24 protein-coding genes are annotated in these 24,992 nt (G+C 66.7%); 5 read left to right on the top strand and 19 right to left on the bottom strand.

Going from position 1 to position 24,992, the window contains the following annotated elements; genetic code table 11:
- The first annotated feature begins 19 nt into the window (after nt 1–19).
- A complete protein-coding gene (gene rpoS, locus U6115_RS05985; RefSeq protein ID WP_043576550.1) occupies nt 20–970 on the top strand; it encodes an RNA polymerase sigma factor RpoS in 951 nt (316 codons plus the stop codon).
- Between the two features lie 45 nt (nt 971–1,015).
- Here rpoS and U6115_RS05980 read toward each other — a convergent pair whose 3' ends face one another.
- From U6115_RS05980 to U6115_RS05970, 3 genes are read right to left on the bottom strand one after another with little or no spacing between them, the layout of a single operon-like run.
- On the bottom strand, nt 1,016–2,944 hold the full coding sequence (locus U6115_RS05980; RefSeq protein WP_043576552.1) for a transglutaminase family protein: 1,929 nt from the start codon (nt 2,942–2,944) through the stop codon (nt 1,016–1,018).
- Nucleotides 2,941–3,891, bottom strand: coding sequence for a DUF58 domain-containing protein (locus U6115_RS05975; RefSeq protein WP_043576554.1), 951 nt, complete (start codon nt 3,889–3,891; stop codon nt 2,941–2,943). The genes U6115_RS05980 and U6115_RS05975 overlap by 4 nt, the downstream gene beginning before the upstream one ends.
- The gene (locus U6115_RS05970; RefSeq protein WP_043576556.1) at nt 3,875–4,777 is read right to left on the bottom strand and encodes an AAA family ATPase; all 903 of its coding nucleotides are present in this window, start codon (nt 4,775–4,777) and stop codon (nt 3,875–3,877) included. Before U6115_RS05970 ends, U6115_RS05975 begins: the two co-directional genes overlap by 17 nt.
- A 74-nt stretch (nt 4,778–4,851) precedes the next feature.
- Here U6115_RS05970 and U6115_RS05965 point away from each other — a divergent pair, with 74 nt between their 5' ends.
- Together U6115_RS05965 and lepB are read left to right on the top strand one after the other, a co-directional pair.
- The gene (locus U6115_RS05965; RefSeq protein ID WP_043576559.1) at nt 4,852–5,811 is read left to right on the top strand and encodes a histone deacetylase family protein; all 960 of its coding nucleotides are present in this window, start codon (nt 4,852–4,854) and stop codon (nt 5,809–5,811) included.
- Between the two features lie 26 nt (nt 5,812–5,837).
- The gene (gene lepB, locus U6115_RS05960) at nt 5,838–6,506 is read left to right on the top strand and encodes a signal peptidase I (protein ID WP_043576561.1); all 669 of its coding nucleotides are present in this window, start codon (nt 5,838–5,840) and stop codon (nt 6,504–6,506) included.
- Between the two features lie 62 nt (nt 6,507–6,568).
- Here the strand turns inward: lepB and plsY are convergent, their stop codons facing one another.
- Nucleotides 6,569–7,189 carry a glycerol-3-phosphate 1-O-acyltransferase PlsY gene (gene plsY, locus U6115_RS05955; RefSeq protein WP_043576564.1) on the bottom strand — a complete coding sequence of 207 codons (621 nt, stop codon included), beginning with the start codon at nt 7,187–7,189 and terminating at the stop codon, nt 6,569–6,571.
- A gap of 84 nt (nt 7,190–7,273) precedes the next feature.
- Here plsY and folB point away from each other — a divergent pair, with 84 nt between their 5' ends.
- Nucleotides 7,274–7,633, top strand: coding sequence for a dihydroneopterin aldolase (gene folB, locus U6115_RS05950; RefSeq protein WP_043576567.1), 360 nt, complete (start codon nt 7,274–7,276; stop codon nt 7,631–7,633).
- 12 nt (nt 7,634–7,645) lie between these two features.
- Here folB and U6115_RS05945 read toward each other — a convergent pair whose 3' ends face one another.
- From U6115_RS05945 to mutY, 14 genes are all read right to left on the bottom strand, one after another.
- Nucleotides 7,646–7,927: a hypothetical protein gene (locus tag U6115_RS05945; RefSeq protein ID WP_047237083.1), complete on the bottom strand. Its 282-nt coding sequence runs from the start codon at nt 7,925–7,927 to the stop codon at nt 7,646–7,648.
- A gap of 69 nt (nt 7,928–7,996) precedes the next feature.
- Nucleotides 7,997–8,386 carry a group II truncated hemoglobin gene (locus tag U6115_RS05940; protein WP_172670387.1) on the bottom strand — a complete coding sequence of 130 codons (390 nt, stop codon included), beginning with the start codon at nt 8,384–8,386 and terminating at the stop codon, nt 7,997–7,999.
- 67 nt (nt 8,387–8,453) lie between these two features.
- Nucleotides 8,454–9,710 carry a D-amino acid dehydrogenase gene (locus U6115_RS05935; RefSeq protein WP_043576572.1) on the bottom strand — a complete coding sequence of 419 codons (1,257 nt, stop codon included), beginning with the start codon at nt 9,708–9,710 and terminating at the stop codon, nt 8,454–8,456.
- Nucleotides 9,711–9,814: 104 nt separating this feature from the next.
- The gene (locus tag U6115_RS05930; protein WP_043576574.1) at nt 9,815–10,672 is read right to left on the bottom strand and encodes a CheR family methyltransferase; all 858 of its coding nucleotides are present in this window, start codon (nt 10,670–10,672) and stop codon (nt 9,815–9,817) included.
- 65 nt (nt 10,673–10,737) lie between these two features.
- Nucleotides 10,738–11,070: an iron-sulfur cluster insertion protein ErpA gene (gene erpA / locus U6115_RS05925; RefSeq protein WP_369816066.1), complete on the bottom strand. Its 333-nt coding sequence runs from the start codon at nt 11,068–11,070 to the stop codon at nt 10,738–10,740.
- A gap of 213 nt (nt 11,071–11,283) precedes the next feature.
- On the bottom strand, nt 11,284–12,312 hold the full coding sequence (gene argC, locus U6115_RS05920; protein ID WP_043576579.1) for an N-acetyl-gamma-glutamyl-phosphate reductase: 1,029 nt from the start codon (nt 12,310–12,312) through the stop codon (nt 11,284–11,286).
- 143 nt (nt 12,313–12,455) lie between these two features.
- Nucleotides 12,456–12,848: a 30S ribosomal protein S9 gene (gene rpsI, locus U6115_RS05915; RefSeq protein WP_043576582.1), complete on the bottom strand. Its 393-nt coding sequence runs from the start codon at nt 12,846–12,848 to the stop codon at nt 12,456–12,458.
- A 15-nt stretch (nt 12,849–12,863) separates the two neighbouring features.
- Entirely contained in the window at nt 12,864–13,292 is a 429-nt protein-coding gene (rplM, locus tag U6115_RS05910; protein ID WP_043576584.1) for a 50S ribosomal protein L13, read from the bottom strand.
- A 387-nt stretch (nt 13,293–13,679) separates the two neighbouring features.
- Nucleotides 13,680–14,390: a purine-nucleoside phosphorylase gene (deoD, locus tag U6115_RS05905; protein WP_043576588.1), complete on the bottom strand. Its 711-nt coding sequence runs from the start codon at nt 14,388–14,390 to the stop codon at nt 13,680–13,682.
- Nucleotides 14,391–14,484: 94 nt separating this feature from the next.
- The gene (locus tag U6115_RS05900) at nt 14,485–15,702 is read right to left on the bottom strand and encodes a phosphopentomutase (RefSeq protein WP_043576591.1); all 1,218 of its coding nucleotides are present in this window, start codon (nt 15,700–15,702) and stop codon (nt 14,485–14,487) included.
- Between the two features lie 15 nt (nt 15,703–15,717).
- Entirely contained in the window at nt 15,718–17,043 is a 1,326-nt protein-coding gene (gene deoA, locus U6115_RS05895; RefSeq protein WP_043576595.1) for a thymidine phosphorylase, read from the bottom strand.
- Nucleotides 17,044–17,155: 112 nt separating this feature from the next.
- Nucleotides 17,156–17,923 carry a deoxyribose-phosphate aldolase gene (deoC, locus tag U6115_RS05890; protein ID WP_043576597.1) on the bottom strand — a complete coding sequence of 256 codons (768 nt, stop codon included), beginning with the start codon at nt 17,921–17,923 and terminating at the stop codon, nt 17,156–17,158.
- Between the two features lie 234 nt (nt 17,924–18,157).
- The gene (locus U6115_RS05885; protein WP_043576600.1) at nt 18,158–20,362 is read right to left on the bottom strand and encodes a RelA/SpoT family protein; all 2,205 of its coding nucleotides are present in this window, start codon (nt 20,360–20,362) and stop codon (nt 18,158–18,160) included.
- Nucleotides 20,363–20,455: 93 nt separating this feature from the next.
- Nucleotides 20,456–21,499, bottom strand: a complete 1,044-nt coding sequence (mutY, locus tag U6115_RS05880) for an A/G-specific adenine glycosylase (protein ID WP_043576748.1) — start codon at nt 21,497–21,499, stop codon at nt 20,456–20,458.
- Nucleotides 21,500–21,628: 129 nt separating this feature from the next.
- On the opposite strand from mutY, the gene U6115_RS05875 reads away from it, so the two are divergent.
- Complete coding sequence (locus tag U6115_RS05875) at nt 21,629–24,274, top strand: THUMP domain-containing protein (protein WP_043576603.1); 2,646 nt, start codon at nt 21,629–21,631, stop codon at nt 24,272–24,274.
- Between the two features lie 114 nt (nt 24,275–24,388).
- Here U6115_RS05875 and U6115_RS05870 read toward each other — a convergent pair whose 3' ends face one another.
- On the bottom strand, nt 24,389–24,976 hold the full coding sequence (locus tag U6115_RS05870) for a hypothetical protein (RefSeq protein WP_197465961.1): 588 nt from the start codon (nt 24,974–24,976) through the stop codon (nt 24,389–24,391).
- Nucleotides 24,977–24,992: the final 16 nt, after the last annotated feature.

The following is a 24,992-nucleotide window of genomic DNA, read 5'->3' as shown; positions in this document are numbered from 1 at the left end:
CAGCGACGGGGGTAGAGAGATGAGCAACGAAATGGATATCCTGGACGAGAACGAACTTCTCGACGAGGAAGGCGGCGAGGAAGCCGCCGCCGAAACCGAAGCGGAAGAAGCCGCGGAAAGCACCGCGGTCTTCGAAGACGTGGTCGCCGACGTCACCCAGATTTATCTGAACGACATCGGCAACAACGCGCTGCTGACCCCGCAGGAAGAACTGGCGCTGGCGCGCAGGGTGGTGGCCGGCGAATTCGAAGCCCGACAGAAGATGATCGAGCACAACCTGCGGCTGGTGGTGAACATCGCCAAGCATTACATCAACCGCGGGCTGGCCCTGCTCGACCTGATCGAGGAAGGCAATATCGGCCTGATGCACGCGCTGGAGAAATTCGACCCCGAGCGCGGCTTCCGCTTCTCCACCTACGCCACCTGGTGGATACGCCAGAGCATCGAACGCGCGATCATGAACCAGTCGCGCACCATCCGCCTGCCGGTGCACGTGATCAAGGAGCTGAACGTCTATCTGCGCGCCTCGCGCCATCTGGAAAGCCAGATCGGCCGCGAGCCCAGCATAGAGGAGATCGCCCACCTGGTCGGCAAGCCGGTGGAGGATGTGCGCAAGGTGATGAACCTCAACGAGCGCATGGCTTCGCTGGACGCGCCGCTGGACATCGATCCGATGCTGTCGATCGGCGAATCCATCCCGGACGAGCAGCACGAAGAGCCGGAGCTGCAGCTGCACAACAACCAGCTGGAAATGTTCGTCCACGACTGGCTGAGCCAGCTCAACGAGAAACAGCGGCTGGTGATAGAGCGGCGCTACGGGCTCAACGGCTACGAGATCTGCACGCTGGAGGAACTGGCCGCCTCGCTCAGCCTGACCCGCGAGCGCGTCCGGCAAATCCAGATCGAAGGCCTGGAGCAACTGCGCCGCATCCTGCGCCGCAAGGGCATCTCGCGCGACTTCCTGCTCTGAGCCGCACCCGCTCCATCCGCTTAAGCCCGGCCCTGCCGGGCTTTGTCATTTCCAGCGCCGCGCCCGCCGCAGCCAGCGCCGCTCCTCCGCCGCATCCGGCTCGCTGCGGCGATAGCGCAGCGCCATGTAGTCGTCGACCAGCCGCTTCAGCCCGCGGTAATCGTCCAGCGGCAGTCCCCGCGCCGCCTTCAGCACCTCCAACGGTCCCTGCGCGGCCGTGGTCGGAATTTGCCGCCGCGCCAACCCAGCCCGTATCAGACGCCAGCCCTCCGCCATCGGCGCCTGCGCCGGACGCCTGCGCCACCACAGCAGCAAGGGCAGCGTCGCCAGCAGCATGCCCGCGGACACCCCGCGCGCCACGCTGCCGGCATCCACCCGCGCGCCCAGGCCCAAGCGCTGGAACAGCCCCTGCTGCCGGCTGGCGTCGTAACCCACCACCCACTGCTGCCAGGCGAAATTGACAGCCGTCCATTGCAGGCGCCAGCTGCGCAGCCAGCCCGGCGGCAAGATGGCCGAAACTCCCGCTCCGCCGCTCAGCCCGGGCAGCGCCTGCTCCGCGGCCTGCTCCACCCGCGCCGGCGACACCGCGGCGGTGGGATCCACCCGCTGCCATTCGCCAGTATCTGACAGCCAGATTTCCACCCAGGCGTGGGCGTCGGACGAACGCACCTGCCAGAAGCGCCCCACCGGGTTGTATTCGCCCCCCTGATAACCGACCACCACCCGGGCCGGGATGCCGGCCGCGCGGGCGAGAAAGGCGAACGCCGAGGCATAGTGCTCGCAAAAACCTCGCCGGGTATCGAACAGGAACTGGTCCACCGCCTGCTCTCCCAACAGCGGCGGCCGCAAGGTGTAACGGAAGCCGCCCAGCCGCAGATATTGCAGCGCCTCGCCGGCGAAAGCCCGCTCGCCGCCGGCCTGGCGCGCCAGCCGCTGCGCCAATGCCCGGCTGCGCGGATTGCCCGGCGGCAAGCGCCGGTAGAACGCCTGGCTGGCGGCCGACAAGGCAGCCGGATAACGCCCTCCCAGGCTGCTGGCCAGCGCGTAGCGGGCCAACTCGTCCCGTTTCTCGTCCTGGCGCAACAGCCCGCCGGCCTCCAGATGACTGTCGCCGCCGGCCTGCTGCGGCAGATCAAGCGCCGGCAGCCGGCCCCGGTCCGGTTTCAGCGTCAGACTGTACGCCACCCGGCGGCCCAGCGCTGGCGGCAAGGATTCGCCGCGCTCGCCGCCGACATTCAGCCAGCGCCGGCCGTCGAAATCATCCAGCAGCATCACCCGCCAATACAGCTGGTCCTGCGGCGGCGCGGCGCCGGCGAACACCGCCGAAAACGCCGGCTCGCGATTGAGGATGAGCTGGCTGATGCTGCCGGGCGCCATGCTGTCGCCCAAGCCGCTGGCGGCCGCGCCCTCCTGGCCCGGCATGCTCCACAGCGGCTCTGGCAGCCTGGGCATCACCACAAACAGCACCAGCATCATCGGCAGCGACAACAGCAGCGCCTGCGCGGCGCTGCGCCAGCTGCCGCGCGGCAATTGGCCGGCCAGCGCCGCGGTGGCCCAGGTCAGCAGCAACAGGCAGGCCACCAGCCAGCCAGCCATCAGCGGCGACTGGTCGAACAACAGCGGCATCGCCGCCAGGAAGAAGCCCAGCGCCAGCAGCACCCGCCAGTCGCGCAGGGTAGCGGTTTCGAAAGCCTTGAACGCGATCAGCAAGGCCAGCAGGGCAACGCCCCCCTCCCGCCCCACCAGCGTGCGCAGGCTAAGCCACAACACCGCGACAGCGGCCAGCAGAACCGGCAGCAACAGCCAACGCGACGGCAAGCCGCGTCCTGCCGCCTCCAGCCAGGCCCGGCCGGCCAGCGCCAGCCAGAATAGCGCCAGCAGCCACGGCGGCAAATGCCAGGCCAGCGGCAGCGCGCACCAAGCCAGCGCCAGCAGCGCCGGCCAGCGGCGTTCGCCCGCGGCCTCCGGCGTCATGGCCGCTCTCCATACAGCGCCAGCGCGCTCAGCGCCTGCTCGCGCTGGCGCGGCTGCGGACCGATCTCGCCGCCTGGCAGGCACAGCCGGTAAGGCTGGCAGCGGCGCTCGCAGCGCTCCACCCGCCAGGCAAGCCGCGACAAGCGCCGCTCGGCATCGGGCTCCAGAGCGTAATCGCTCCATCGCAGCAGCATCAATTCGCCCCCGCCCTCGCCGGCGAAGCGCTTGCTGGCCAGCACATCCCGCTGGGCCAGCACTTTCCAGGCGATCCGGCGCGGCGTGTCGCCATGGCGGTATGCGTCCAGATGGGAGAAATCGTCGCCGTCGGGCAGGCTTTCCCTGCCTTCCCCGCCCTCTCCTTCGCTGACGCCGCGCGCCGTGTCCGGCAGCGGCGCCGGATACACCAGCAGCCGCGACTGCAGCCGCAGCACCGCCCAGGCGCGGATCAGGCCGAAAGGCGCCTCGCTCGCCACCACGCAGGCCGGCAGCGCCAGCCAGCCGCGGCTGCCGGCGCGCAGCTCCAGCTCCACGCAGCCGCTCGCCATCGCATCCAGCGTGCAAGACAGCCTTGGCGCGCCAGGCTGCTGCACATAGGCATGCAATTGCCGCTGCAGCGGCGACGGGTTGTCCAGCAACAGGCGGAAGCGGGCGGCGTCGCCGGCGAACACCGCGGCGCCCGGCTCCGCCCGCAGCCTCAGGCCGGACAGCTGGCGGTAAGCCATCAGCACCGCCACCAACACCAGGCTGACGATCCAGAACGCCAGCGCGTAAGCGAGGCTTACCTGGTAGTTGAGCGCCCCCACCCACACCGCCAGCGCCACCGCCAGCAGCAGCAGGCCGAAGCGTGTGGGCAGCAGGTAGATGCGGCGCTGGGACAGCTCGCAGCGCTCCTCCAGCGGCAGCCTGGCCAGCAGCCAGCGCCGCAGGCGCTCACGGAATGGCGACATGGGTCAGCAGCCGCTCCAGTTCCCGCTCCACGCCGCCGGCCGCGGCCTGCAGCCGATGCGCCGCCACCGGCAGGAACACCGCCTTCACGTCTTCCGGCAGCAGATGGTCGCGCCCCGCCAGCAGCGCCCAGCCGCGCGCGGCGGCCGCCAGCGCCTGGCCGGCGCGCGGGCTGAGTCCGGTGGCGAACACGCCGGACTGCCGCGTGGCCTCCAACAGCGCCAGCAGATACTCCGCCAGCGCCGGACTCACTACCACCGCCGCGGCCTTGCGCTGCAGCGCCAGCAATTCGTCGGGCTTCATCACCGCCTGGAAGCGTTCCAGCAGGCTGCGCCTGTCCTCGCCCATCAGCAGCGCGCGCTCGGCCTCCCGCGGCGGGTAACCCAGCGAAATGCGCATCAGGAAACGGTCCAGCTGCGATTCGGGCAGCGGAAAGGTGCCCATCTGCTCGCCCGGGTTCTGGGTGGCGATGACGAAGAACGGCGACGGCAACGCGTGGGTGTCGCCGTCTATCGACGCCTGGCGCTCCTCCATCGCCTCCAGCAGCGCCGACTGCACCTTGGGCGAAGCGCGGTTGATTTCGTCGGCCAGCAGCACCTGGGTGAACACCGGCCCCTTGTGCAGTTCGAAGCGGCCGCTGTCGCGCTGGTAAATGCTGACGCCCAGGATATCGGCCGGCAGCAGGTCGCTGGTGAACTGCACCCGGCGGTAGTCGAGGCCCAGCACCGTGGCCAGCCCGTGCGCCAGCGTGGTCTTGCCGACGCCTGGCACATCCTCGATCAGCAGGTGGCCGCGGGCGATCAAACAGGCGAAAGCCAGCCTCAGCGCCTGCGGCTTGCCCAGAATCAATGTGTTCAGTTGCCGATAGGCCTGGGAGAGTGATTGCATTTGCCCCCGCTTGCGCGCAGTATTTATCAAAAATAGATAAACGATATTTCATTGTAAGCACGCAGGGAGCGTTCGTGTTCACTTGGCTGAAAAACCGCTTGCAGCGCAATGGCCTGACCGCCTACGTCACCCATGCCGACTGCCTGCAGCACAATATGGGGGCGGGCCACCCCGAATGTCCGGAAAGGCTGACCGCCATCCGCGACCAGCTGATGGCCTCGCAGATCTACGACAGCCTGCAGGAAGTGGAGGCGCCGGAAGCCACCTACGAGCAACTGGCCCGCGTGCACCCGCCGCGCTATGTCGAATACCTGGAGGCCTGCGCCCCCAGCGTCGGCACCTTCCGCATGGACCCGGACACCGCGATGTCGCCCGGCACGCTGCAAGCGGCCCGCCGCGCCGCCGGCGCCGTGGTCAAGGCGGTGGAGCTGGTGGCCGAGGACAAGGCGGCCAACGCCTTCTGCGCGGTGCGCCCGCCCGGCCACCATGCCGAAAGCGACAAGGCGATGGGTTTCTGCTTCTTCAACAACATCGCCGTCGGCGTCACCCACGCGCTGACGCACTACAAGTTCGAGCGGGTGGCGGTGGTGGATTTCGACGTCCACCACGGCAACGGCACCGAGGAAATCCTGCACGACGATCCGCGCGTGCTGATGGTGTCCATCTTCCAGCACCCGTTCTACCCCTATTGCGGCGACGAGCCCAGGGGGCCGAACATGCACAACGTGCCGCTGAAAGCCGGCAGCGGCGGCCGCGAGTTCCGCGAGGCGGTGGAAAACGTCTGGCTGCCGCTGCTGCACGACTTCCAGCCGCAGATGCTGTTCATTTCCGCCGGTTTCGACGCCCACCGCGAGGACGACATGGGTTCGCTCGGCCTGGTCGAGTCCGACTACGAATGGGTGACCCGGCATCTGATGCAGATCGCCGACCAATACTGCGCCGGCCGCGTGGTGTCGGTGCTGGAGGGCGGCTATGACTTGTCGGCGCTGGGCCGCAGCGTCGCCGCCCATATCCGCGCGCTGTCCGACGGCTAACTCCCTTTCCCTACACAAGGACTGTCATGAAGAACTGGCTGCGCAACAATCGCGGTTTCCTGGTGTTCCTGCTGGTATTCGGCCTGTTCCGCACCGCGGTGGCCGACTGGAATCCGATCCCCTCGGCCTCGATGCGCCCCACCCTGTTGGAAGGCGACGTGGTGCTGGTCAACCGCCTGGCCTACGACCTCAAGCTGCCGCTCTCCAACATCGTCATCCACCCGCTGGGCGAGCCGCGGCGCGGCGACATCGTCACCTTCTCGTCTCCCAAGGACGGCACCCGGCTGATCAAGCGGCTGGTCGCGCTGCCCGGCGACGTGGTGGAGATGCGCGACGAGGAACTGTGGATCAACGGCCGCAGCGCCCATTACCAGCCGCTGCAGCGGCTGATGGAAAACGTCGCCGCCGACACCGCGCTGCCGGCGCTGCGCGCCGAAGAAAGCGGCGTGCTGCCGGCGCACCGCGTGCAATGGCTGTCCGGCGTCGACGCCCGCAGCAGCTTCGGCCCCATTACAGTGCCGGCCGGCCAATACCTGATGCTGGGCGACAACCGCGACGACAGCGCCGACTCGCGCTACTTCGGCATGGTGCCGCGCCATCTGCTGATCGGCCGCGCCGTCGGCGTGATCGCCTCCGCCGACATCACCGCCAACTGGATGCCGCGCTGGGAGCGCTTCGCCAGCGGCTTCCGCTGAGCCGCGCCGGACAAACAAAAAGCCGTCCCGGAGGACGGCTTTTTTCATGCACGACGCGCGGCTCAGCCGGCGTCGCCCTTGTTGCCGATCTTGTCTTCCTGACCGGTCATCAGCTTGATCAGGTTGGATTTGTGGCGGTGGACCACCACGATGGCGATGATGATGCAGGTGCCGAAGAACACGCTGTGCGGCCCCAGGATGAAAAAGGCGTACACCGGCACCAGCACGCAGGCGATGATGGCCGACAATGAAGAAATCTTCACCACGAAGGCCATGAACAGCCAGGTGGCCAGCGCCGCCAGCGCCAGCCAGACATTGATGCCCAGCAGGATGCCCACCGCGGTGGCCACGCCCTTGCCGCCCTTGAAGCCGAAGAACACCGGCCACATGTGGCCGAACAGCACCGCCAGCGCGCACAGCGCAATGCCCTGCTCGCCCAGGCCGTAGCGCGGCCCCAGCCAGTTGGCCAGCGCCACCGCCAGCCAGCCCTTGGCGCCGTCGCCCAGCAGCGTCAGCGCGGCCGCCAGTTTTTTGCCGGTGCGCAGCACATTGGTGGCGCCCGGGTTGCCCGAGCCGTAGCTGCGCGGGTCGGCCATGCCCATAGCCTTGCTGACGATCACGGCGAAAGACAGCGAACCGATCAGATAGGCCGCAATGACAAAAGCAAATGCTGTCGTGGTCATGGTGGAGGAGTATCCGTTAGATTAGAATAGGAGGCTTCGGATTTTACGGTATCGGGCGACAAAGCCCAACCACCTGACAGACAGATGGACATCATATTCCTGCGCGAAGTGCGCGCCGACACCGTGATCGGCGTGTACGACTGGGAGCGCAAAGCCGCACAGACCATCGAGATCGACCTGGAAATCGGCATTCCCAGCGACACACCCTGCCATAGCGACAATATCGGCGATACCATCCATTACGGCGTAGTGGTGGAGCGGCTGCGCAAATCGCTGGCAGAACAGCACTTCCTGCTGATCGAGGCGCTGGCGGAGCATATCGCCAAGCTGGTGCGCGAGGAATTCGGCGCGCCCTGGGTCCGGGTTGCCGTCACCAAGCTCGGCATCCTTCCCGGCGTGAAGCGTGTGGGCGTGGAGATCGAACGCGGCCACCGGCCGCATTGAGTCGGCGGCGGCTCAGTCGGTATTGAATTTCAGCCTCAGGCCGACATCCTTGTGGTGCATGCGCACCGACAGATGGGTGTGCTTGCCCAAGTCCATCGCCGGCGTCAGCCGCAGCGTCTGGCTGGCCGGATCGCTCTCGAAGCGGATCGGGCCAAGCTGAAAGCCCTTGGGGTCGAGATCCTGCTTCTGGACGGCGGCGTCGCGCGGCGACGCGCACATCAGCGCCTGCGGCAAACACGCCCCCCAGGCGCTCTGGCATCCCAAGGCAAGCAGCAACAACAGACGGCGCCCCATGTCCAGACTCCGCGTACGGATACTTTAATCATGGACAAGGCCGCGCCGACTTCAAGCCTATCTTGAATCTTACTGATTACGCATGAAATCGGCGGTATTGTAGAACGCCTCCAGCAGCTTTTGCTTCAGCCAATCCTCCGCCACCAGCTCATCCACCGCCCGGCTCATGCACCACATCCATTGGTCGCGCGCCGCCTCATCCACGGCGAACGGCATGTGGCGCATGCGCAAACGCGGATGGCCGAAGGCCTCCATGTAGAGCGCGGGGCCGCCCAGCCAGCCGGACAGGAACATGAACAGCTTCTGGCTGGAGCCGGCCAGATCGGCCGGATGCATGGCGCGCAGCGGCGCCACCGCCGGCTCGCTGTCCATGATCTGGTAGAAACGGTCGCACAGCCAACGCACCACCCCCTCGCCGCCCAGCAACTGGTACGGCGTCATTTCCTGCACTTCGCTCATTCACGCTCCACAGGCCGGCGCATAGACCGGCTCTCATTCATTCAAAGCTTTCCGCCTGCCGCGGATCTTACAGGCCGCAAAAGGCGAAATCCAGCCGCGGCCGCTTGCCGCTGATGATTTCCGCCAGCGCCCGGCCCGAGCCCGCGCCCTCGGTCCAGCCCAGCGTGCCATGGCCGGTGTTCAGATACAGCCCGTCCAGCGCGCTCTTGCCTATCAGCGGCACATTGCCCGGCGTCGCCGGCCTGAGGCCGCTCCAGAAGCGCGCGGCGTCCCAGTCGCAGGCATCGGGAAACAGCGCGCGGCCGCGGCGGATCAGCGCCTGGCAGCGCACCGGATTGAGGCTGCTGGAATAGCCGGCCAGTTCGGCGGTGCCGGCGATGCGCAAATCATTGCCCAGCCGGCTGAACACCAGCTTGCAGGCTTCGTCGGTGATGCTGACCATCGGCGCCGCCACCAGGCTTTTCACCGGCACGGTCGCCGAATAACCCTTGGCCGGGTAGATCGGCAGCCTCAGGCCCGCCGGCGCCGCCAGCAGCGGCGAATGGCTGCCCAGCGCCAGCACATAGGCGTCGGCCTTCACTTGCTGGTAGCTGCCGTCCGGCGCCGTCACCGACACCGCGGCCACCGCGCCGTCGGCGGTCTCCAGCGCGTTGATCCGGGTATTGTAGCGAAACTCCACTCCCAGGCCGGCGGCGGCCTCGGCCAGGCCGCGGGTGAACAGATGCACGTCGCCCGACTCGTCGTCCGGGCACCAGCTGGCGCCGGCCAGCTGCGGCAGCACCGGCTCCAGCGCCGGCTCCAACGCCAGCAACTGGCCTGGGGACAGCACCCGCTTGTCGACGCCCAGCGCCTGCAAATGCGCGGCGCTGCGCTCGGCGCGGCGCAATTGGCTGGCATCGTAGTGCAGGCTGAGAATGCCGCGCGACAGGCGGCGGTAGGAAATATCGGTCTCGTCGCGCAACTGGCGCATGGCGTCGCGGCTGTAGAGGCCCAGCGCCACCATCTGCCGCATATTGGCCAGATGGCGTCCGGGCAGGCATTCGCGCAGGAAGTCGGCGGCCCAGCGCCATTGCGACGGGTCCAGCCGCGGCCGGAACAATAGCGGCGCATCATCGCGCCACAGCCAGCGCAGCACCTGCCAGGGCGCGCGCGGGTTGGCCCACGGCTCCGACTGGCTGACCGACAACTGGCCGCCGTTGGCGAAACTGGTCTCCCGGGCCGCGCCGCAGGCGCGCTCCAGCACCACCACCTCATGCCCCATCCTGGCCAGGAACCAGGCGGTGGACACCCCCACCACGCCGGCCCCGAGTACCGCCACTCGCATTCTGCCTCCATCCGACAAGACAACGGGCAAGACTGGCTTGCCCGTTCAAGACGTGATGTTAATGGCAATCGCCGGCGGCGGCGACTGTTTTGTCGGACAAATGCCTACTTTTTCGCGTGCTCGTAAACCGTCTTGCCGCGCAGATGGAAATAGTCGGAAGCGAAATAAAAGTTTTCCGAGTGGCCGACAAACAGCAGGCCGTCCGGCTTCAACAGCGGCGCGAAGCGCTTGAGCACGCCGAACTGGGTGTCGCGGTCGAAGTAGATCATCACGTTGCGGCAGAAGATGGCGTCGAACTGCTTCTTCACCGACCAGTTGCCCTCCACCAGGTTCAGCCGCTGGAAGGTGATCATATTGCGCAGCGCCGGCTTGGCCTGATAGCTGCCGTCCGGCAGCTTGTCGAAATACTTGACCGCGTGCCCGGCCGGCAGGCGAGCGATCTTGTCGGCCGGATAAATGCCCTTGCGGCCGGTTTCCAGCACGCTGGTGTCCAGGTCGGTGGCCAGCACGCTGATATTGGGCTTGGTCATGCCCGGGAAAGCCTCCAGCGCGGTGATGGCCAGCGAGTATGGCTCTTCCCCGGTGGAAGCCGCCGCGCACCAGATCGACAATTCGCCGCTGGCCGCCGCCTTTTTCTTCAGATGCTCGGACAGGATGGGGAAATGGTGCTCCTCGCGGAAGAAGAAGGTCAGGTTGGTGGTCAGCGCGTTGACGAACTGCTCGAACTCGCGCTTGCCGCCGGCCGATTCCAGAAAATCGACGTAGGCGGCGAAACCCGGCAGTTTCAGTTCGCGGATGCGGCGCACCAGCCGGCCGTAGACCATGTCCTTCTTGGACGGATTGAGGGCGATGCCCGCTTCCTTGTAAATCAGCTTGCGTATGCGTTCGAAGTCGGCGTCGCTGAAGGCGAACTCGCGGTTGAATTCGATCTTGGGCAATACCACCGGCGGCAGCTTGTTCATGTACGGGATTCCAGCAAAAAGGCCCGGGCAAGTGCCCGGGCCTGGTTCTTACCATGGGTCCAGTATCACACCGAGAACGAAGAACCACAACCACAAGTGGTGGTGGCGTTCGGGTTGCGGATCACGAATTGAGAGCCTTCCAGGCTTTCCTGGTAGTCGATCTCGGCGCCGACCAGGTACTGGTAGCTCATCGGATCCACCAGGAAGGTCACGCCCTGGCGCTCGATGGCGGTATCGTCCTCGTTGGCGATCTCATCGAATGTGAACCCGTACTGGAAGCCTGAGCAGCCGCCGCCGGTGACGAAAACGCGCAGCTTCAGGTCGGGATTGCCCTCTTCGGCGATCAGGTCCTGCACCTTGGCGCAGGCGCTGTCGGTGAAGTTGATCGGGCACGGCATTTCGGTAGCAGCTTCTGTCATGTGTAACCTCGCAATTCAATCAGGCCGGTCGCGGCCATTCGCCCACTATTTTAGTCGGATATCGGGGCGGATGGCGAGCCTTCAAGCCCTGGGCCGCGATTGTTGTCGGATGGATGCCTCGCAGCGTCCCCCGCTCAACTCCCGCGACTGGCCATCATGAATGGAGAATGCCCCGCTAGCGGAATCTCCGCCTTACGGCATCAAGGGCACCACGTCCAGGCCGTCCTGCTCCGGCAGGCCGAACATCAGGTTCATGTTCTGCACCGCCTGGCCGGCCGCGCCCTTGACCAGATTGTCTATCACCGACAGCACGACGACGGTGTCGCCGCCCTGCGGCCTGTGCACGGCGATGCGGCACAGATTGGCGCCGCGCACCGAGCGCGTCTCCGGGTGGCTGCCGGCCGGCAGCACGTCGACGAAGGCTTCGCCGGCGTAGCGGTTTTCGAACAGTTGCTGCAGATCCACATCCTTGCTCAGGCGCGCGTACAGCGTGGCGTGGATGCCGCGTATCATCGGCGTCAGGTGCGGAACGAAGGTCAGTCCTGCCGGCTTGCCCGTCGCCCGGGCCAAGCCCTGGCGGATTTCCGGCAGGTGACGGTGGCCGGCCACGCCATAGGCCTTGAAGGAATCGCCGGCCTCCGCCAGCAAGGCGCCGATCTCGCCCTTGCGCCCGGCGCCGGACACGCCCGACTTGCAATCGGCGATCAGGCTGGACGCGTCCACCGCTCCGGCCTCCAGCAAGGGCAGGAAGCCCAGCTGCACCGCGGTCGGGTAGCAGCCCGGATTGGCCACCAAGCGGGCCGAGCGGATTGCGGCGCGGTTGACTTCCGGCAGGCCGTAAACCGCCTGCTCCACCAGTTGCGGCGCGGCATGCGGCATGCCGTACCATTTTTCCCACTCGGACACGTCCTGGATGCGGAAATCGGCCGCCAGGTCTATCACCCGCACGCCGGCGTCCAGCAGCGCCGCCGCCTCCTGCATCGCGATGCCGTTGGGCGTGGCGAAGAACACCACGTCGCATTCGCTCAGGCGAGCCTCGTCCGGCGTGGAGAAGGCCAGGTCGATTCGGCCGCGCAGGCTGGGGAACATCTCGTCGACGCGGATGCCCGCGTCCTTGCGCGAGGTGACCGCCGTCACCCTGGCCTGCGGATGCTTGGCCAGCAAGCGCAGCAACTCCACCCCGGTGTAACCGGTGCCTCCAACGATACCAACCTTGACCATGGCCAGCCCTTTACATAAAAAAATGTCGCAAAGGCGACAGTTTAGGCAGCGCGGACCGCGGCCGCAAGCATTGCGCGCCGCAAAAACGAAAAAACCGCCGGGCCGAAGCCAGGCGGTTTTTTGCGGAAGCAGTATCCGGCGAATTAACGCTTGGAGAACTGCTTGGCGCGGCGTGCTTTGCGCAGGCCGACCTTCTTACGCTCAACTTCACGAGCGTCGCGGGTCACGTAGCCAGCGGCCGACAGAGCCGGCTTCAGAACTGCGTCGAAGTCGATCAGGGCGCGGGTGATGCCGTGGCGGATCGCGCCGGCTTGGCCGGTTTCACCACCGCCAACCACGTTCACCTTGATGTCGAAGGATTCGAGGTTTTCGGTCAGGACCAGCGGCTGGCGGATAACCATGCGACCGGTTTCGCGGGCAAAATACTCGTCAACCGGCTTGCCGTTAACGATGATCTGGCCGGAACCCTTTTGCATGAACACGCGAGCAACGGAGCTCTTGCGACGGCCGGTGCCGTAGTAGTATTTACCGTTCATTGTTATGCCTTAAAATCAGATTTCCAGCACTTTGGGCTGTTGGGCGGAGTGCGGATGCTCGGAACCAGAGTACACCTTGAGCTTCTTGATCATGGCGTAACCCAGCGGACCCTTCGGCAGCATGCCCTTAACGGCTTTTTCCAGAACGCGCTCCGGGAACTGGTTTTGCAGTTCGGTGAAGGTGCGCTCGTAGATACCGCCCGGGTAACCGGAGTGACGGTAGTACTTTTTGTCCAGAGCTTTGGTACCGGTAACGCGCAGCTTCTCGACGTTCACCACGACGATGAAATCGCCGGTGTCAACGTGAGGAGTGAATTCCGGCTTGTGTTTGCCACGCAGGCGGCGGGCGATTTCGGCAGCAAGGCGACCCAGCACCTTATCGGCGGCGTCGACCACGTACCATTCGCGCTTTACCTCATGCGGCTTGGCAGAAAAGGTCTTCATGGAACTCTTCCATCGTAATTCTTGAAAGTTACGGATTCTAGTGCAGTGGCCGGGTAGCTGTCAAACCCTTGTGACACAACAGATTTCCAGCAGGCGGGAAACGACGGAATCCAGGCGGGAAAAGCGGCAAAAAAAAAGCGCAACGCTGCTGCGTGTTGCGCCAAGTTCCACCTTGGAAGGAGGATGGAGGAGACAACACCAGGAGCGCCACAGTGCGTAACGCCCTGATGCAATACCGATTATCGGTATCCCATCGGGATTAGGCAAGCAGTTTTTGTGCAGTGCACGATAAATCGTGTGCGGTAATGAGACACCCTGTCGCGCCAAGCGTGAACAGGCGCGGGACCGGCAAGCCTCCCGCGCCTGTTTCACTGCCGAATCAGCGACTTACAGCTTGATGGCGGCATCCAGCGCCACTTCCATCATGTCGCGGAACGAGGTCTGGCGCTCCTCCGCGCTGGTAGCCTCGCCGGTCGGGATAATGTCGGACACGGTCAGAATGCCGACCGCGCGCGCGCCGTACTGGGCGGCCACGCTGTAGATGCCGGCCAGCTCCATTTCGATCACGTTGACCTGCATCTTGGACAGCACGTCCAGCATGTTGGGCTGCACGCCGTAGAACAGGTCGGCGGAGAACACGTTGCCGACGGTGATCTTCTTGCCCTGCTCGGCGGCGGTGTCCACCACGGTGCGCAGCAGCGTGTAGTCGGCGATGGCGGCGTAGTCATGGTCGTTGAAGCGCATGCGGTTGACCTTGCTGTCGGTGGACGCGCCCATGGCGACGAACAGCTCGCGCAGCTTGATGTCCGGCGTCACCGCGCCGCAGGAGCCGATGCGGATGATGTTCTTGACGCCGTAGTCCTTCACCAGCTCGGTGGTGTAGATGCTGGCGGACGGGATGCCCATGCCGTGCGCCATCACCGACAGGCGCTTGCCCTTGTAGGTGCCGGTGTAGCCGAACACGTTGCGCACGTTGGTGACCAGCTCCGCGCCTTCCAGGAAGGTTTCGGCGATCAGCTGGGCGCGCAGCGGGTCGCCCGGCATCAGTACGGTTTCGGCGAAAGCGCCGTCTTTGGCGTTGATATGCGGGGTTGCCATTCAAGGTCTCCTCTAAATGATTCTGCTCCTGCCCCGCTTGCGCGGACCGGGAAAAACGACGCCGGGCCGCGCGCGGCGGCCCGGGGCGGCGGCATCAGTCCAGGAAGGACGCGCCGTAGTCCATCCTGGGCAGGCCCAGGTGGGTGGCGACGCTCTGGCCGATGTCGGCGAAAGTGGCGCGCTCGCCGATGGAGCCCGGCTTCACCTTCTTGCCGTAGCACAGCACCGGGATGTGCTCGCGGGTGTGGTCGGTGCCCGGCCAGGTGGGGTCGCAGCCGTGGTCGGCGGACAGGATCAGGATGTCGTCGTCGCCCATCGCGGCCATCACTTCGGGCAGGCGCGCGTCGAACTCCTCCAATGCCGCGGCGTAGCCGGCGGTATTGCGGCGATGGCCGTAGCTGGAGTCGAAATCGACGAAGTTGGCCATGATGATGGCCGGCTTGTCCTGATGTCTATCCATCGCCGTCAGCGTGGCGTCCCACAATTGGTCAAAGCCGGTGGCCTTGTGCTTGTGCGTGATGCCGACGTGCGCGTAGATGTCGGCGATCTTGCCGATCGACACCACGTCGCCGCCGGCATCGGCCAGCTTCTGCAGCACCGTGGCCGCCGGCGGTTCGACCGCCAGATCCTTGCGGTTGCCGGTGCGGGCGAACTTGCCCTTGCCTTCGCCGACGAAGGGCCGGGCGATCACGCGGCCGATATTGTAAGGCTCCAACAGCTCGCGGGTGATCTTGCACAGCTCGTACAAGCGCTCGAGGCCATAGGTTTCTTCGTGGCAGGCGATCTGGAACACCGAATCGGCCGAGGTGTAGAAGATCGGCTTGCCGGTCTTCATGTGCTCCTCGCCCAGGCGGTCCAGGATCTCGGTGCCGGAGGCGTGGCAATTGCCCAGATAGCCCGGCAGGCCGGCCTTCTCGACGATGGCGTCCAACAGTTGCTGCGGGAAGCTGTCGTCGTGGTCGGAGAAATAGCCCCAGTCGAACAACACCGGCACGCCGGCGATCTCCCAGTGGCCGGACGGGGTGTCCTTGCCGCTGGAGATTTCGCGGGCGTAGCCGTAGGCCGCCAGCGGCGCCGCCGGGTCCATCCCTTCCGGGAAATAGCCGGACGACAGCTGGCAGGCGTGGCCCAGGCCCATCTTGGACAGATTGGGCAGATTCAGCGGACCGCTGCGGCCGATGTCGGCGCGGCCCGCGGCCGCCTCCATCGCGATATGCCCCAGCGTGTTGCTGCCGGCATCGCCGAACTTCGGCGCGTCGGCCGCCGCGCCTATGCCCAGCGAGTCGAGGATTAATATGATTGCGCGTTTCATGATGCCTCCCTGGCCTTATTCGCCACGGATGATCTGGTAAACCTGCGGCAGCGCGGCCGGCGCGATTTCATCGATGCGGATGGCGGCCTTGACTCGGCGCGCCGCGTCTTCGAAGCTCGCCTCGTCGGCGGCGTGGATCATCATCAGCGGGGTGTCTTTGCCGATATTCTGGCCCAGTTCGGCGAACTGCGACAGTCCTACGCGGAAGTCCAGCACATCGCTGGCCAGGCGGCGGCCGCCGCCCAGCGCGCACACCGCCATGCCGATGCCGCGGGTGTCCATCGCGCCGACGTAGCCGGCCTTGTCGGCGTACACCGGGCGCACGATGGGCGCCGGCGCCAGATGGCGGTCGTAGTTTTCCAGGAAATCGGCCGGGCCGCCCAGCGCGGTGACCATGCGGCCGAAGATCTCGGCGGCGCGGCCGGAATCCAGGCCCGCCTGCAGCTTGGCGCGGGCGTCGGCCTCGTCGCTGGCCAGCTTGCCGCCGATCAGCATCTGCGCGCACAGCGCCATCGTCACTTCGTGCAGGCGTGGATTGCGCTCGTCGCCCTTCAGGTAGCGCACCGCTTCGCGGGTTTCGATGCTGTTGCCGGCGGTGGAGGCCAGGGGCTGGCTCATTTCGGTGATCAGCGCGGTGGTGGCCACGCCGGCGCCGTTGCCCACCTTGACGATGCGGCTGGCCAGCTCGATCGATTTCTCCATCGTCGGCATGAAAGCGCCGCTGCCGGCCTTCACGTCCATCACCAGCACATCCAGGCCTGCCGCCAGCTTCTTCGACAGGATGGAGGCGGTGATCAGCGCGATCGACTCCACAGTGGCGGTGACGTCGCGGGTGGCGTAGAAGCGGCGATCTGCCGGCGCCAGGTCGGAAGTCTGGCCGATGATGGCCACGCCGACTTCCTTCACCACCTTGCGGAACAGCTCCGGATCCGGGAACGGGTTATAACCGGGCACCGCCGACAGCTTGTCCAGCGTGCCGCCGGTATGGCCCAGGCCGCGGCCGGAAATCATCGGCACGAAGCCGCCGCAGGCGGCCACCATCGGCCCGAGCATCAGCGACACCACGTCGCCGACGCCGCCGGTGGAGTGCTTGTCGACGATGGGGCCCGGCAGGTTCAGGTCTTGCCAGTGCATGCGGCGGCCGGAATCGCGCATCGCCAGCGCCAGGTGCACGTTTTCTTCCAGCTCCATGCCGTTGAAGTAGATCGCCATCGCCAGCGCGGCGATCTGGCTGTCGGCCACGCTGTCATCGGTGATGCCGGCGACGAATTGTTGGATGTCCTGCTGCGACAGCATCAGGCCGTCGCGTTTCTTGCGGATGATTTCCTGCGGCAAAAACATGGCATTCTCCCTGCCTGAAACCCATTGCGCGGCAAAGCGAAAACGGCAATGGGCGGTGCGGCCGGGAAATCGCCCGGCCAGAGTGCGGTAGCCCCGCGAATTCGTGGGTGGATCAGTAGCCGGCAGTCGGCTTGGCCACGCCGCCGGCGATCTCGGCCTGCAGATTGGCCAAGAGGCTGGACGCGCCGAAGCGGAAGTGGTCGGCATTGACCCAGGCGTCGCCCAGCAGGCCGCCGGCCAGTTCCAGGTATTGCTTGGCCTCGGCCGCGCTCTTCACGCCGCCGGCGGCCTTGAAGCCGCACTTGCCGCCCTGCTCGCGGATCACGTTCAGCATCACGTCCGCGGCTTCCAGCGTGGCGTTGACCGGCACCTTGCCGGTGGAGGTCTTGATGAAGTCGGCGCCGGCGCGGATGGAGATTTCGCTGGCCGCGCGGATCAGCGCCGCGTCTTTCAGCTCGCCGCTTTCGATGATCACTTTCAACAGCTTGCCGCCGCAGGCTTCCTTGCAGGCCTTCACCAGCTCGAAGCCGATGTCGCGGTCGCCGGCCATCAGCGCGCGGTACGGGAACACCACGTCCACTTCGTCGGCGCCGTAGGCGATGGCGGCGCGGGTTTCGGCCACCGCGATGGCGATGTCGTCATTGCCGTGCGGGAAGTTGGTGACGGTGGCCACCAGCACTTCCGGGCAGCCGGCTTCGCGCAGCGTCTTCTTGGCGATGGGCACGAAGCGCGGGTAGACGCAGACGGCGGCCACGGTGCCGTCCTGGCTCTTGGCCTTCTGGCACAGCGCGATCACCTTGGCGTCGGTATCGTCGTCGTTAAGGGTGGTCAGGTCCATCAGCGACAGCGCGCGGCGCGCGGCTTCAATCAGTGCAGACATGGTCTATCTCTCTCGAAATGCGGCCAATGGATAAAAACCGCGGCCGGCATGACGGCGGTTTGCCAAAGGCAATGACATGGATTATGAAAATTTCTTCACGTGAAAGCAAATCGCAAACAACTGCGGCTTGCTTAAACGCAAACCGCCCGGCATCGCCGCGGCGGCCCCTGAAAAGCCAAACCGGCCGAAACGCCCGACAGACGGACATTTCAGCCGGCTTGGCCGCATCAAGCGTCACACCCGGCGCGCTTCCTGCACGCCGGACAATTCCATCAAGCGCGACAACACCCGGCTGATGTCCTGCACATTGCGCACCTCCACCGTCAGGCGCAGCTTGCTGCGCAAATCGCGCGACAGCGTGTTGACGCCTATCAGGTTGAGCTTTTCGCGCGACAAGGTGTCGGACAGGTCGCGCAGCAGGCCCGGCCGGTCCTGCGAGATCACCTCGATGTCGATCGGGAACACGCTGTTCTTCAGCTTGCCCCATTCCGCGGCGATCAGCCGCTCCGGCACCTCCTGCGACAGCTTCTTCAAGGTGATGCAGCTGCTGCGGTGGATGGAGATGCCGCGGCCCTTGGTGACGAAGCCCATCACCTGGTCGGGCGGCGCCGGCTTGCAGCACTTGGCCAGCACCGTCATCAGGTTGTCGACGCCCTCGATCAGCACGCCGCCGGTTTCCGGCCCGCCCTTGCTGGCCTTGACCAGGCTCTCCGGCAGCACTTCCACCGTCGGCGGCGGCGCGAAGCTGCCGATGGCGTTGGCCACCGCGCGGGTGGTCAATTCGCCGTGGCCCAGCGCGCCGTGCACTTCCTCCAGCTTGTCGTAGCCGAGCCTCTCCGCCAGCTGCTGCAGATTGGGCTGGATGTGCGGCCGGCGCGCCAGTTCGCGCTCGAACAGCGCCTTGCCGGTTTCGCGCACGGTGTCGGCGTTTTGTAGCCGGATGTACTGGCGGATGCGGGAGATGGCGCGATGGCTCTTCACCCAGCCGTCGTGCAGCCAGTTGACCGACGGGCCGCCTTCCTTGGCAGTGAGAATCTCCACCCGCTGGCCGTTTTGCAGCGGCGTCGACAAGGGCACGATCTGGCCCTCCACCTTGGCGCCGCGGCAGCGGTTGCCAAGGCCGGAGTGGATCGCGTAGGCGAAGTCGATCGGCGTGGCGCCCTGCGGCAGCGCCAGCACCCGGCCTTGCGGCGTCAGCACGTAGATGGTGTCGGCGAACAGCTCGGTCTTGAACGCCTCGGCCAGGCCTTCGCGGTCGGACATCTCCTCGCGCCAATCCAAGAGCTGGCGCAGCCAGGAAATCTTTTCCTCGTAGGCGGCGTCGCCCTTGCCGCCCTCCTTGTAGCGCCAGTGCGCGGCCACGCCGAATTCGGCGTGCTCGTGCATGTCGAAAGTGCGGATCTGCACTTCCAGCGCCTTTTCCTCCGGGCCGATCACCGCGGTGTGCAGGCTGCGGTAGTTGTTGGCCTTGGGGTGGGAGATGTAGTCGTCGAACTCGCCGCGTATCGGCTGCCACATGCCGTGGATGATGCCCAGCGCGGTGTAGCAGTCCGGCAGCTTGTCCACCAGAATGCGCACCGCGCGGATGTCGTAAAGCTCGGTGAAATCGAGCTTTTTCTTCTTCATCTTCTTCCAGATGGAATAGATGTGCTTGGGCCGGCCGGCCACCTCGGCCTTGACGCCGGCCTTGCGCAGCTCTTCGCGCAGGATGTCCAGCACCCGCTCGATGTAGTCGATGCGCTCCAGCCGCCGCTCGTCCAGCAGTTTGGCGATCTTCTTGTAGGTGTCCGGCTCGGTGTGCCGGAGGCCCAGATCCTCCAGCTCCCACTTGATCTGCCACACGCCCAGCCGGTTGGCCAAAGGCGCGAACAGCTCCAGCGTCTCGCCGGCGATGCGGCGGCGCAGCGCCTCGTCCGGCACCTGCGCCAGGTAATGCATGGTCTGGGTGCGCCAGGCCAGCTTGATCAGCACCACGCGGATGTCGGCCACCATCGCCAGCAGCATCTTGCGCATGGTTTCGGCCTGGCGGGCGCCGTCTTCCGGCGTGGCCATCTTGTCGATGCGCGCCAGCTCGGTGATGCGGCGCACGCCGCCCACGCCGTCCACCAGCATCGCCACCGTGGGATTGAAGGTTTCGGTCAGCCAGGCCTGCCACTCCGGCTTGAAGTCGGGCGCGGCGAACATCAGCGTGGCGACGATGGCGTCGGGCAGCAGGTTGAGGTCGGCGACGACCGCGGCGGCGGCCACCGCGTGGGTGAACAGGTCTTCGCCGGTGGCGGCGACGGTCTTGCCGGCGTACAGCTCGCGCGCGGCGTCGAAGGCGCGCGCCAGCAGCGCGCCATCCTCGGCGGGAAAGGCGGCGGACATATGCTCCAGCCAGCGCGCCGGATCGGCGGCGTCGGCCAGGGTATCGGCAACGGTGCGGACTACGGAAACCATATCTGTCTATCTGGACGGACCAGCCGTCTTAGCCACGGCCGGGCGGGCCCGGCCATCGGATTTGCCACATGGGCGGGATGCGCCCCGCCCTCTTCAAACTTGCGCCAGCCTCAACAGCAAGCGGCGAACCGGCGCCGGCACGCCGGCATCGACAGCCTGATCCAACGCCAGCCACTGGCCGTCGGCCTCGGCGGCGCCATGCGCCCGCAGCTGGTCGATGCGCACCGGCTGCGGCGTGATGATCAGGCGAAAATGGGTGAATACATGTTCCAGCTCCGGCCAGGCGGGCAGCATGTCGCCATCGCCGCGCGCGTTCAGCCAGTCTTCTATTTCGAGCGTCGCGCCGAATTCCGGCAGCGACAGCAGGCCGCCCCAGATGCCGGTGGGCGGCCGCCGCTCAAGCCACACCCGGTTGCCGTGGCGCGCCAGCAGCATCACCGTCTGCCGGGTCGGCACCGTTTTTTTCGGCCTGGGCGTCGGCAGCTCGCCGGTGCGCCCTTCGCGCGCCGCCACGCAGCCATCAACCATCGGACAGGCGGCGCAGGCCGGCTTGCCGCGGCCGCAAACGGTGGCGCCCAGGTCCATCAGGCCCTGCACATACGGCTGGATGGCCGCCGCGTCGGCCGGCAGAATTTCCTCCGCCAGCGCCCACATCCGTTTTTCGATCGCCTTGTCGCCGGGAAAGCCGTCGATCCCGAAGCAGCGCGCCAGCACCCGTTTGACATTGCCGTCCAGAATGGTTTCCCGGCGGCCGAAGGCGAAGGCGGAAATCGCCGCGGCGGTGGAGCGTCCGACGCCGGGCAGCCGCTCCAGCCGCTCGCGCTCGGGCGGGAAGCTGCCGCCGAACTCGGCCATCACCATCTGCGCGGCCTTGTGCAGATTGCGCGCCCTGCTGTAGTAGCCCAGCCCGCTCCATTGCGCCAGCACGTCGTCTACCGGCGCCGCGGCCAGGCTCGCCACATCGGGAAAACGGGCGAGAAAGCGCGGATAATAATCCAGCACGCTCTTCACCTGCGTCTGCTGCAGCATGATCTCGGACAGCCAGACGCGGTAAGGGTCGCTGACCTGCCAGGGCAAATCGTGGCGGCCATGCCGCCGCTGCCAGTCCACCAGGCGGGTGGCAAAACTGCTGTGCAACATTGCAATCCAGTATCGAATCGAACCGGTCATGTTAGCGGAAAGCCCGAGCATCACCAAGCAGGCGGCGGCCAAATACGTTAAAATTAAAGGATTACTTACAAGTTTGATCATGTCGAGGTCGTTTCAATGTCCAGTTTCCGTTCCCGCCAGCGCAATAACCAGCGCCGCGATCTAACCAGCCGTGAACGCTCGGCCAACTCGCCGGCTGGCGGAAACCAAAGCCCGCCGGCGGCAAGCGGCAAACCGCCGCGCGCCGACAAGCGCCAGGACGGCAGCCAGCCGCGCGCGCCCTACTCCGGCCAGCGCCCAGGCCCGGGCAAGCCGGACTGGAAACAAACGCCGCGCCAGGGCGAGCGCAGCTTCGACCAGCGCGGCCCGGCCGCGCGCGCGCCGCAGGAAGGCGGCTTCCAGGACAAGCGTTACGACCGCGACCGCGGCCCCTCCGGCCGCAAGCCTATGCCCGCCGACGACGCCCGCGCGCCGGCCTTCCGCCGCGAAGACCAGCCGCAGGACAAGCGCTACAGCCGCGACCGCGGCCCGTCCGGCCGCAAGCCGCTGCACACCGAAGACGCCCCGCCGCGCCAGTTCAAGCCCCGCGCCGAAGGAGAACCGCGCCGCGACGACAAGCCGCAATGGCAAAACCGCGAAGACCGCGCGCCGCGCGACGACAACGGCCCGCGCAAGCTGTTCGGCAAGGGCGGCGACAACCGCCCGCCGCGCGACGACAAGCCGTGGCAGCCGCGCGAAGAGCGCGCGCCGCGCCAGTTCGATAACCGCGACGGCGAGCGCGACAACCGCTTCCGCCGCGACGACAAGCCGCAATGGCAGAACCGCGAGGAGCGCGCGCCGCGCGATGACAACGGCCCGCGCAAGCTGTTCGACAAAGGCGGAGACAACCGCCCGCCGCGCGAGGACAAGCCGTGGCAGCCGCGCGAAGAGCGCGCGCCGCGCCAGTTCGATAACCGCGACGGCGAGCGCGACAACCGCTTCCGCCGCGACGACAAACCGCAATGGCAAAACCGCGAGGAGCGTGCCCCGCGTCAGTCCCACGACCGCGACGGCGAGCGCGACAACCGCTTCCGCCGCGACGACAAGCCGCAGTGGCAAAACCGCGAGGAGCGCGCGCCGCGCGACGACAACGGCCCGCGCAAGCTGTTCGGCAAAGGCGGAGACAACCGCCCGCCGCGCGAGGACAAGCCGTGGCAGCCGCGCGAAGAGCGCGCGCCGTGCCAATTCGATAACCGCGACGGCGAACGCGATAACCGCTTCCGCCGCGACGACAAGCCGCAATGGCAAAACCGCGAGCAGCGAGCCCCGCGCGAAGACCAGCCTGCGCGCAAGCCGCTGTTCGGCAAGCCGTCCGCCGACCGCGACGCCGTGGAGCGCGACAACCGCTTCCGCCGCGAAAACCATCACGACGAGCGCCCGCGCCAGCATCCGTCGCAAGGCCTGCAACCGTTCGGCGACAGCCATCGCGTCGACAGCCCGGAGCGCCGCCAGCAGTTCGAGCAGCGCCGCCATGACAAGCCGCAATGGCAGGCCAGCGGCAGCAAGCCGGAAATCACCCTGACCGGCCGCCTGGACAGCAAGCTGGCGCTGTTCGCCCCCTGCCCGCGCGGCCTGGAGGCGCTGCTGGCCGACGAACTGAAGGCGCTGGGCGCCGACGACATCGCCCCGGCCGACGGCGGCGTAGCCTTCGGCGGCGACGCCCGCCTGATGATGGCGGTCAACCTGCACTCGCGCACCGCCAGCCGCGTGCTGCTGCGCCTGGCGCACGGCCCCTACCACGCCGAGCAGGACATCTACCGGCTGGCGCTGAGCGTGGACTGGCCGCGCTGGTTCGACGTGTCGCGCACCATCAAGCTGAAGGCGGACGGCATCGCCGCCCGCGTCAAGAGCCTGGACTACATCGCGCTGACGGTGAAGGACGCGATCTGCGACCGCTTCCGCCAGGCGCAGCTGGGCCGCCCGAATGTCGACACCCGCGCGCCGGACGTGCGCGTCAACGTGTTCCTCACCGCCGATACCGCCACCGTCTACCTGGACACCAGCGGCGAGCCGCTGTTCAAGCGCGGCTGGCGCGAAGAGGCCGGCGAGGCGCCGCTGCGCGAAAACCTGGCCGCCGGCATCCTGATGCTGGCCGGCTACGACGGCAGCCAGCCGCTGATCGACCCGATGTGCGGCAGCGGCACCTTCCTGGTGGAGGCCGCCGACATCGCGCTGAACCGCGCGCCGGGCCGCAACCGCCGCTTCGGCTTCGAAGCGCTGGCCAGCTTCGACCAGGTCGGCTGGGAAACGCTGCGCCTAGCCGCGAGCCAGGCTGAGAAAGCGCCCGCCGCGCTGGACATCCGCGGCTCCGACCGCGACAAGAAGATGATCGCCATCGCCCGCGCCAACCTGCAGCGCGCCGGCCTGGCCGGCCTGGTGGAAGCCATGCCCGCCGACATCCTGGACGTGCGCCCCGGCGCGCAAGCCGGCCTGATCGTCAGCAACCCGCCCTACGGCATCCGCCTGGACGAACTGGATCAGCTGGCCGCCTGGTATCCGCTGCTGGGCGACTGGCTGAAGGCCCACTTCTCCGGCTGGACCGCCTGCCTGTTCAGCGGCGACCTGCGCCTGGGCAAGCTGATCCGCCTGTCTCCCAAGCGCCGCACGCCGCTGTACAACGGTTCGCTGGCCTGCCGCCTGTTCGTCATCAATATGGTGGAAGGCAGCGCGCGCAAGCAAAAGGACGGCGGCGAAGCGGCCGACGACGACGCGGCCGAAGAATAATCGGCCGCCTCAGCCGCCATCCGCTCGCACTGCGGCCGGATGGCGCGAAAAGGGCCGGGAAGGCGTCATGCCCTCCCGGCCCTTTTTATGCCCGCCCGCCGCCAGCGGCGCGCGTCAGTTCTTCGCCAAGGCCTTGCGGAAGTCCTCGTCCGCCAGCAACTGGCTCACCAGCTTGCGATACAGGCCCTCGTACTGGCTGGCCGCCAGCGGAATGGCCACCGCGCCGATGAAGGACGACTCCCACTGCGACTTCGCCTCCACCTTGCGGTCGTAGCGCACGGCGCCGTCGCGCGTCACCACGAAGCGCGCGGCCAAGGCCGCCGTGCCGGTCGACATCGCCGGGTCCAGCGCGTTTTCCAGCAACTCGCCGCTCACTTGCGCGCCCGACTTGTCGTCGAGCAGGCCCGCCGCCTGCAATTCGGCCTTCAGCGTCGCGCCCAGATACTGGGAGAAAGAGCCGTCGGTCGGCGCCGTCAGGCTGTTCGCGCCGCGCACGCTGAGGCTCTTGTCAGCGTCGGCGCTCAGGCTGGCCGCCGGCTTGAACGCGCCTACCGCCACCGGCGTCAGATTGCTCTCGCGGATCTTGGCGATGTTTTCCATCGACGGCTTGGCCGGAGACATCACCATCTGCGCGCAGCCGGTCAGCAGCAGGGAAGACGCGCCGAGCAGCGCCACGATAGCCAGTTTGATGATTTTTTGCATGATGTGCCTTTTGCTT

This window comes from Chromobacterium subtsugae (genome assembly GCF_035919665.1).
Taxonomy (GTDB): domain Bacteria; phylum Pseudomonadota; class Gammaproteobacteria; order Burkholderiales; family Chromobacteriaceae; genus Chromobacterium; species Chromobacterium subtsugae.
The sequence above is the reverse complement of the archived record's forward strand: the minus strand, read 5'-3'. Positions and strand labels throughout refer to the sequence as shown.

What these genes read in the sequence shown, in the direction of transcription:
- argC (WP_043576579.1), bottom strand. Translation starts at nt 12,312, where the DNA reads ATGGTCAAGGTTGGTATCGTTGGAGGCACCGGTTACACCGGGGTGGAG.
- U6115_RS05900 (WP_043576591.1), bottom strand. Translation starts at nt 15,702, where the DNA reads ATGAAACGCGCAATCATATTAATCCTCGACTCGCTGGGCATAGGCGCG.
- U6115_RS05945 (WP_047237083.1), bottom strand. Translation starts at nt 7,927, where the DNA reads ATGGGGCGCCGTCTGTTGTTGCTGCTTGCCTTGGGATGCCAGAGCGCC.
- rpoS (WP_043576550.1), top strand. Translation starts at nt 20, where the DNA reads ATGAGCAACGAAATGGATATCCTGGACGAGAACGAACTTCTCGACGAG.
- U6115_RS05935 (WP_043576572.1), bottom strand. Translation starts at nt 9,710, where the DNA reads ATGCGAGTGGCGGTACTCGGGGCCGGCGTGGTGGGGGTGTCCACCGCC.
- rpsI (WP_043576582.1), bottom strand. Translation starts at nt 12,848, where the DNA reads ATGAACGGTAAATACTACTACGGCACCGGCCGTCGCAAGAGCTCCGTT.
- rplM (WP_043576584.1), bottom strand. Translation starts at nt 13,292, where the DNA reads ATGAAGACCTTTTCTGCCAAGCCGCATGAGGTAAAGCGCGAATGGTAC.
- U6115_RS05875 (WP_043576603.1), top strand. Translation starts at nt 21,629, where the DNA reads ATGTCCAGTTTCCGTTCCCGCCAGCGCAATAACCAGCGCCGCGATCTA.
- folB (WP_043576567.1), top strand. Translation starts at nt 7,274, where the DNA reads ATGGACATCATATTCCTGCGCGAAGTGCGCGCCGACACCGTGATCGGC.
- U6115_RS05885 (WP_043576600.1), bottom strand. Translation starts at nt 20,362, where the DNA reads ATGGTTTCCGTAGTCCGCACCGTTGCCGATACCCTGGCCGACGCCGCC.
- deoA (WP_043576595.1), bottom strand. Translation starts at nt 17,043, where the DNA reads ATGTTTTTGCCGCAGGAAATCATCCGCAAGAAACGCGACGGCCTGATG.
- deoD (WP_043576588.1), bottom strand. Translation starts at nt 14,390, where the DNA reads ATGGCAACCCCGCATATCAACGCCAAAGACGGCGCTTTCGCCGAAACC.
- lepB (WP_043576561.1), top strand. Translation starts at nt 5,838, where the DNA reads ATGAAGAACTGGCTGCGCAACAATCGCGGTTTCCTGGTGTTCCTGCTG.
- U6115_RS05970 (WP_043576556.1), bottom strand. Translation starts at nt 4,777, where the DNA reads ATGCAATCACTCTCCCAGGCCTATCGGCAACTGAACACATTGATTCTG.
- plsY (WP_043576564.1), bottom strand. Translation starts at nt 7,189, where the DNA reads ATGACCACGACAGCATTTGCTTTTGTCATTGCGGCCTATCTGATCGGT.
- U6115_RS05940 (WP_172670387.1), bottom strand. Translation starts at nt 8,386, where the DNA reads ATGAGCGAAGTGCAGGAAATGACGCCGTACCAGTTGCTGGGCGGCGAG.
- U6115_RS05870 (WP_197465961.1), bottom strand. Translation starts at nt 24,976, where the DNA reads ATGCAAAAAATCATCAAACTGGCTATCGTGGCGCTGCTCGGCGCGTCT.
- U6115_RS05975 (WP_043576554.1), bottom strand. Translation starts at nt 3,891, where the DNA reads ATGTCGCCATTCCGTGAGCGCCTGCGGCGCTGGCTGCTGGCCAGGCTG.
- erpA (WP_369816066.1), bottom strand. Translation starts at nt 11,070, where the DNA reads ATGCCGTGCCCGATCAACTTCACCGACAGCGCCTGCGCCAAGGTGCAG.
- U6115_RS05980 (WP_043576552.1), bottom strand. Translation starts at nt 2,944, where the DNA reads ATGACGCCGGAGGCCGCGGGCGAACGCCGCTGGCCGGCGCTGCTGGCG.
- deoC (WP_043576597.1), bottom strand. Translation starts at nt 17,923, where the DNA reads ATGTCTGCACTGATTGAAGCCGCGCGCCGCGCGCTGTCGCTGATGGAC.
- U6115_RS05930 (WP_043576574.1), bottom strand. Translation starts at nt 10,672, where the DNA reads ATGAACAAGCTGCCGCCGGTGGTATTGCCCAAGATCGAATTCAACCGC.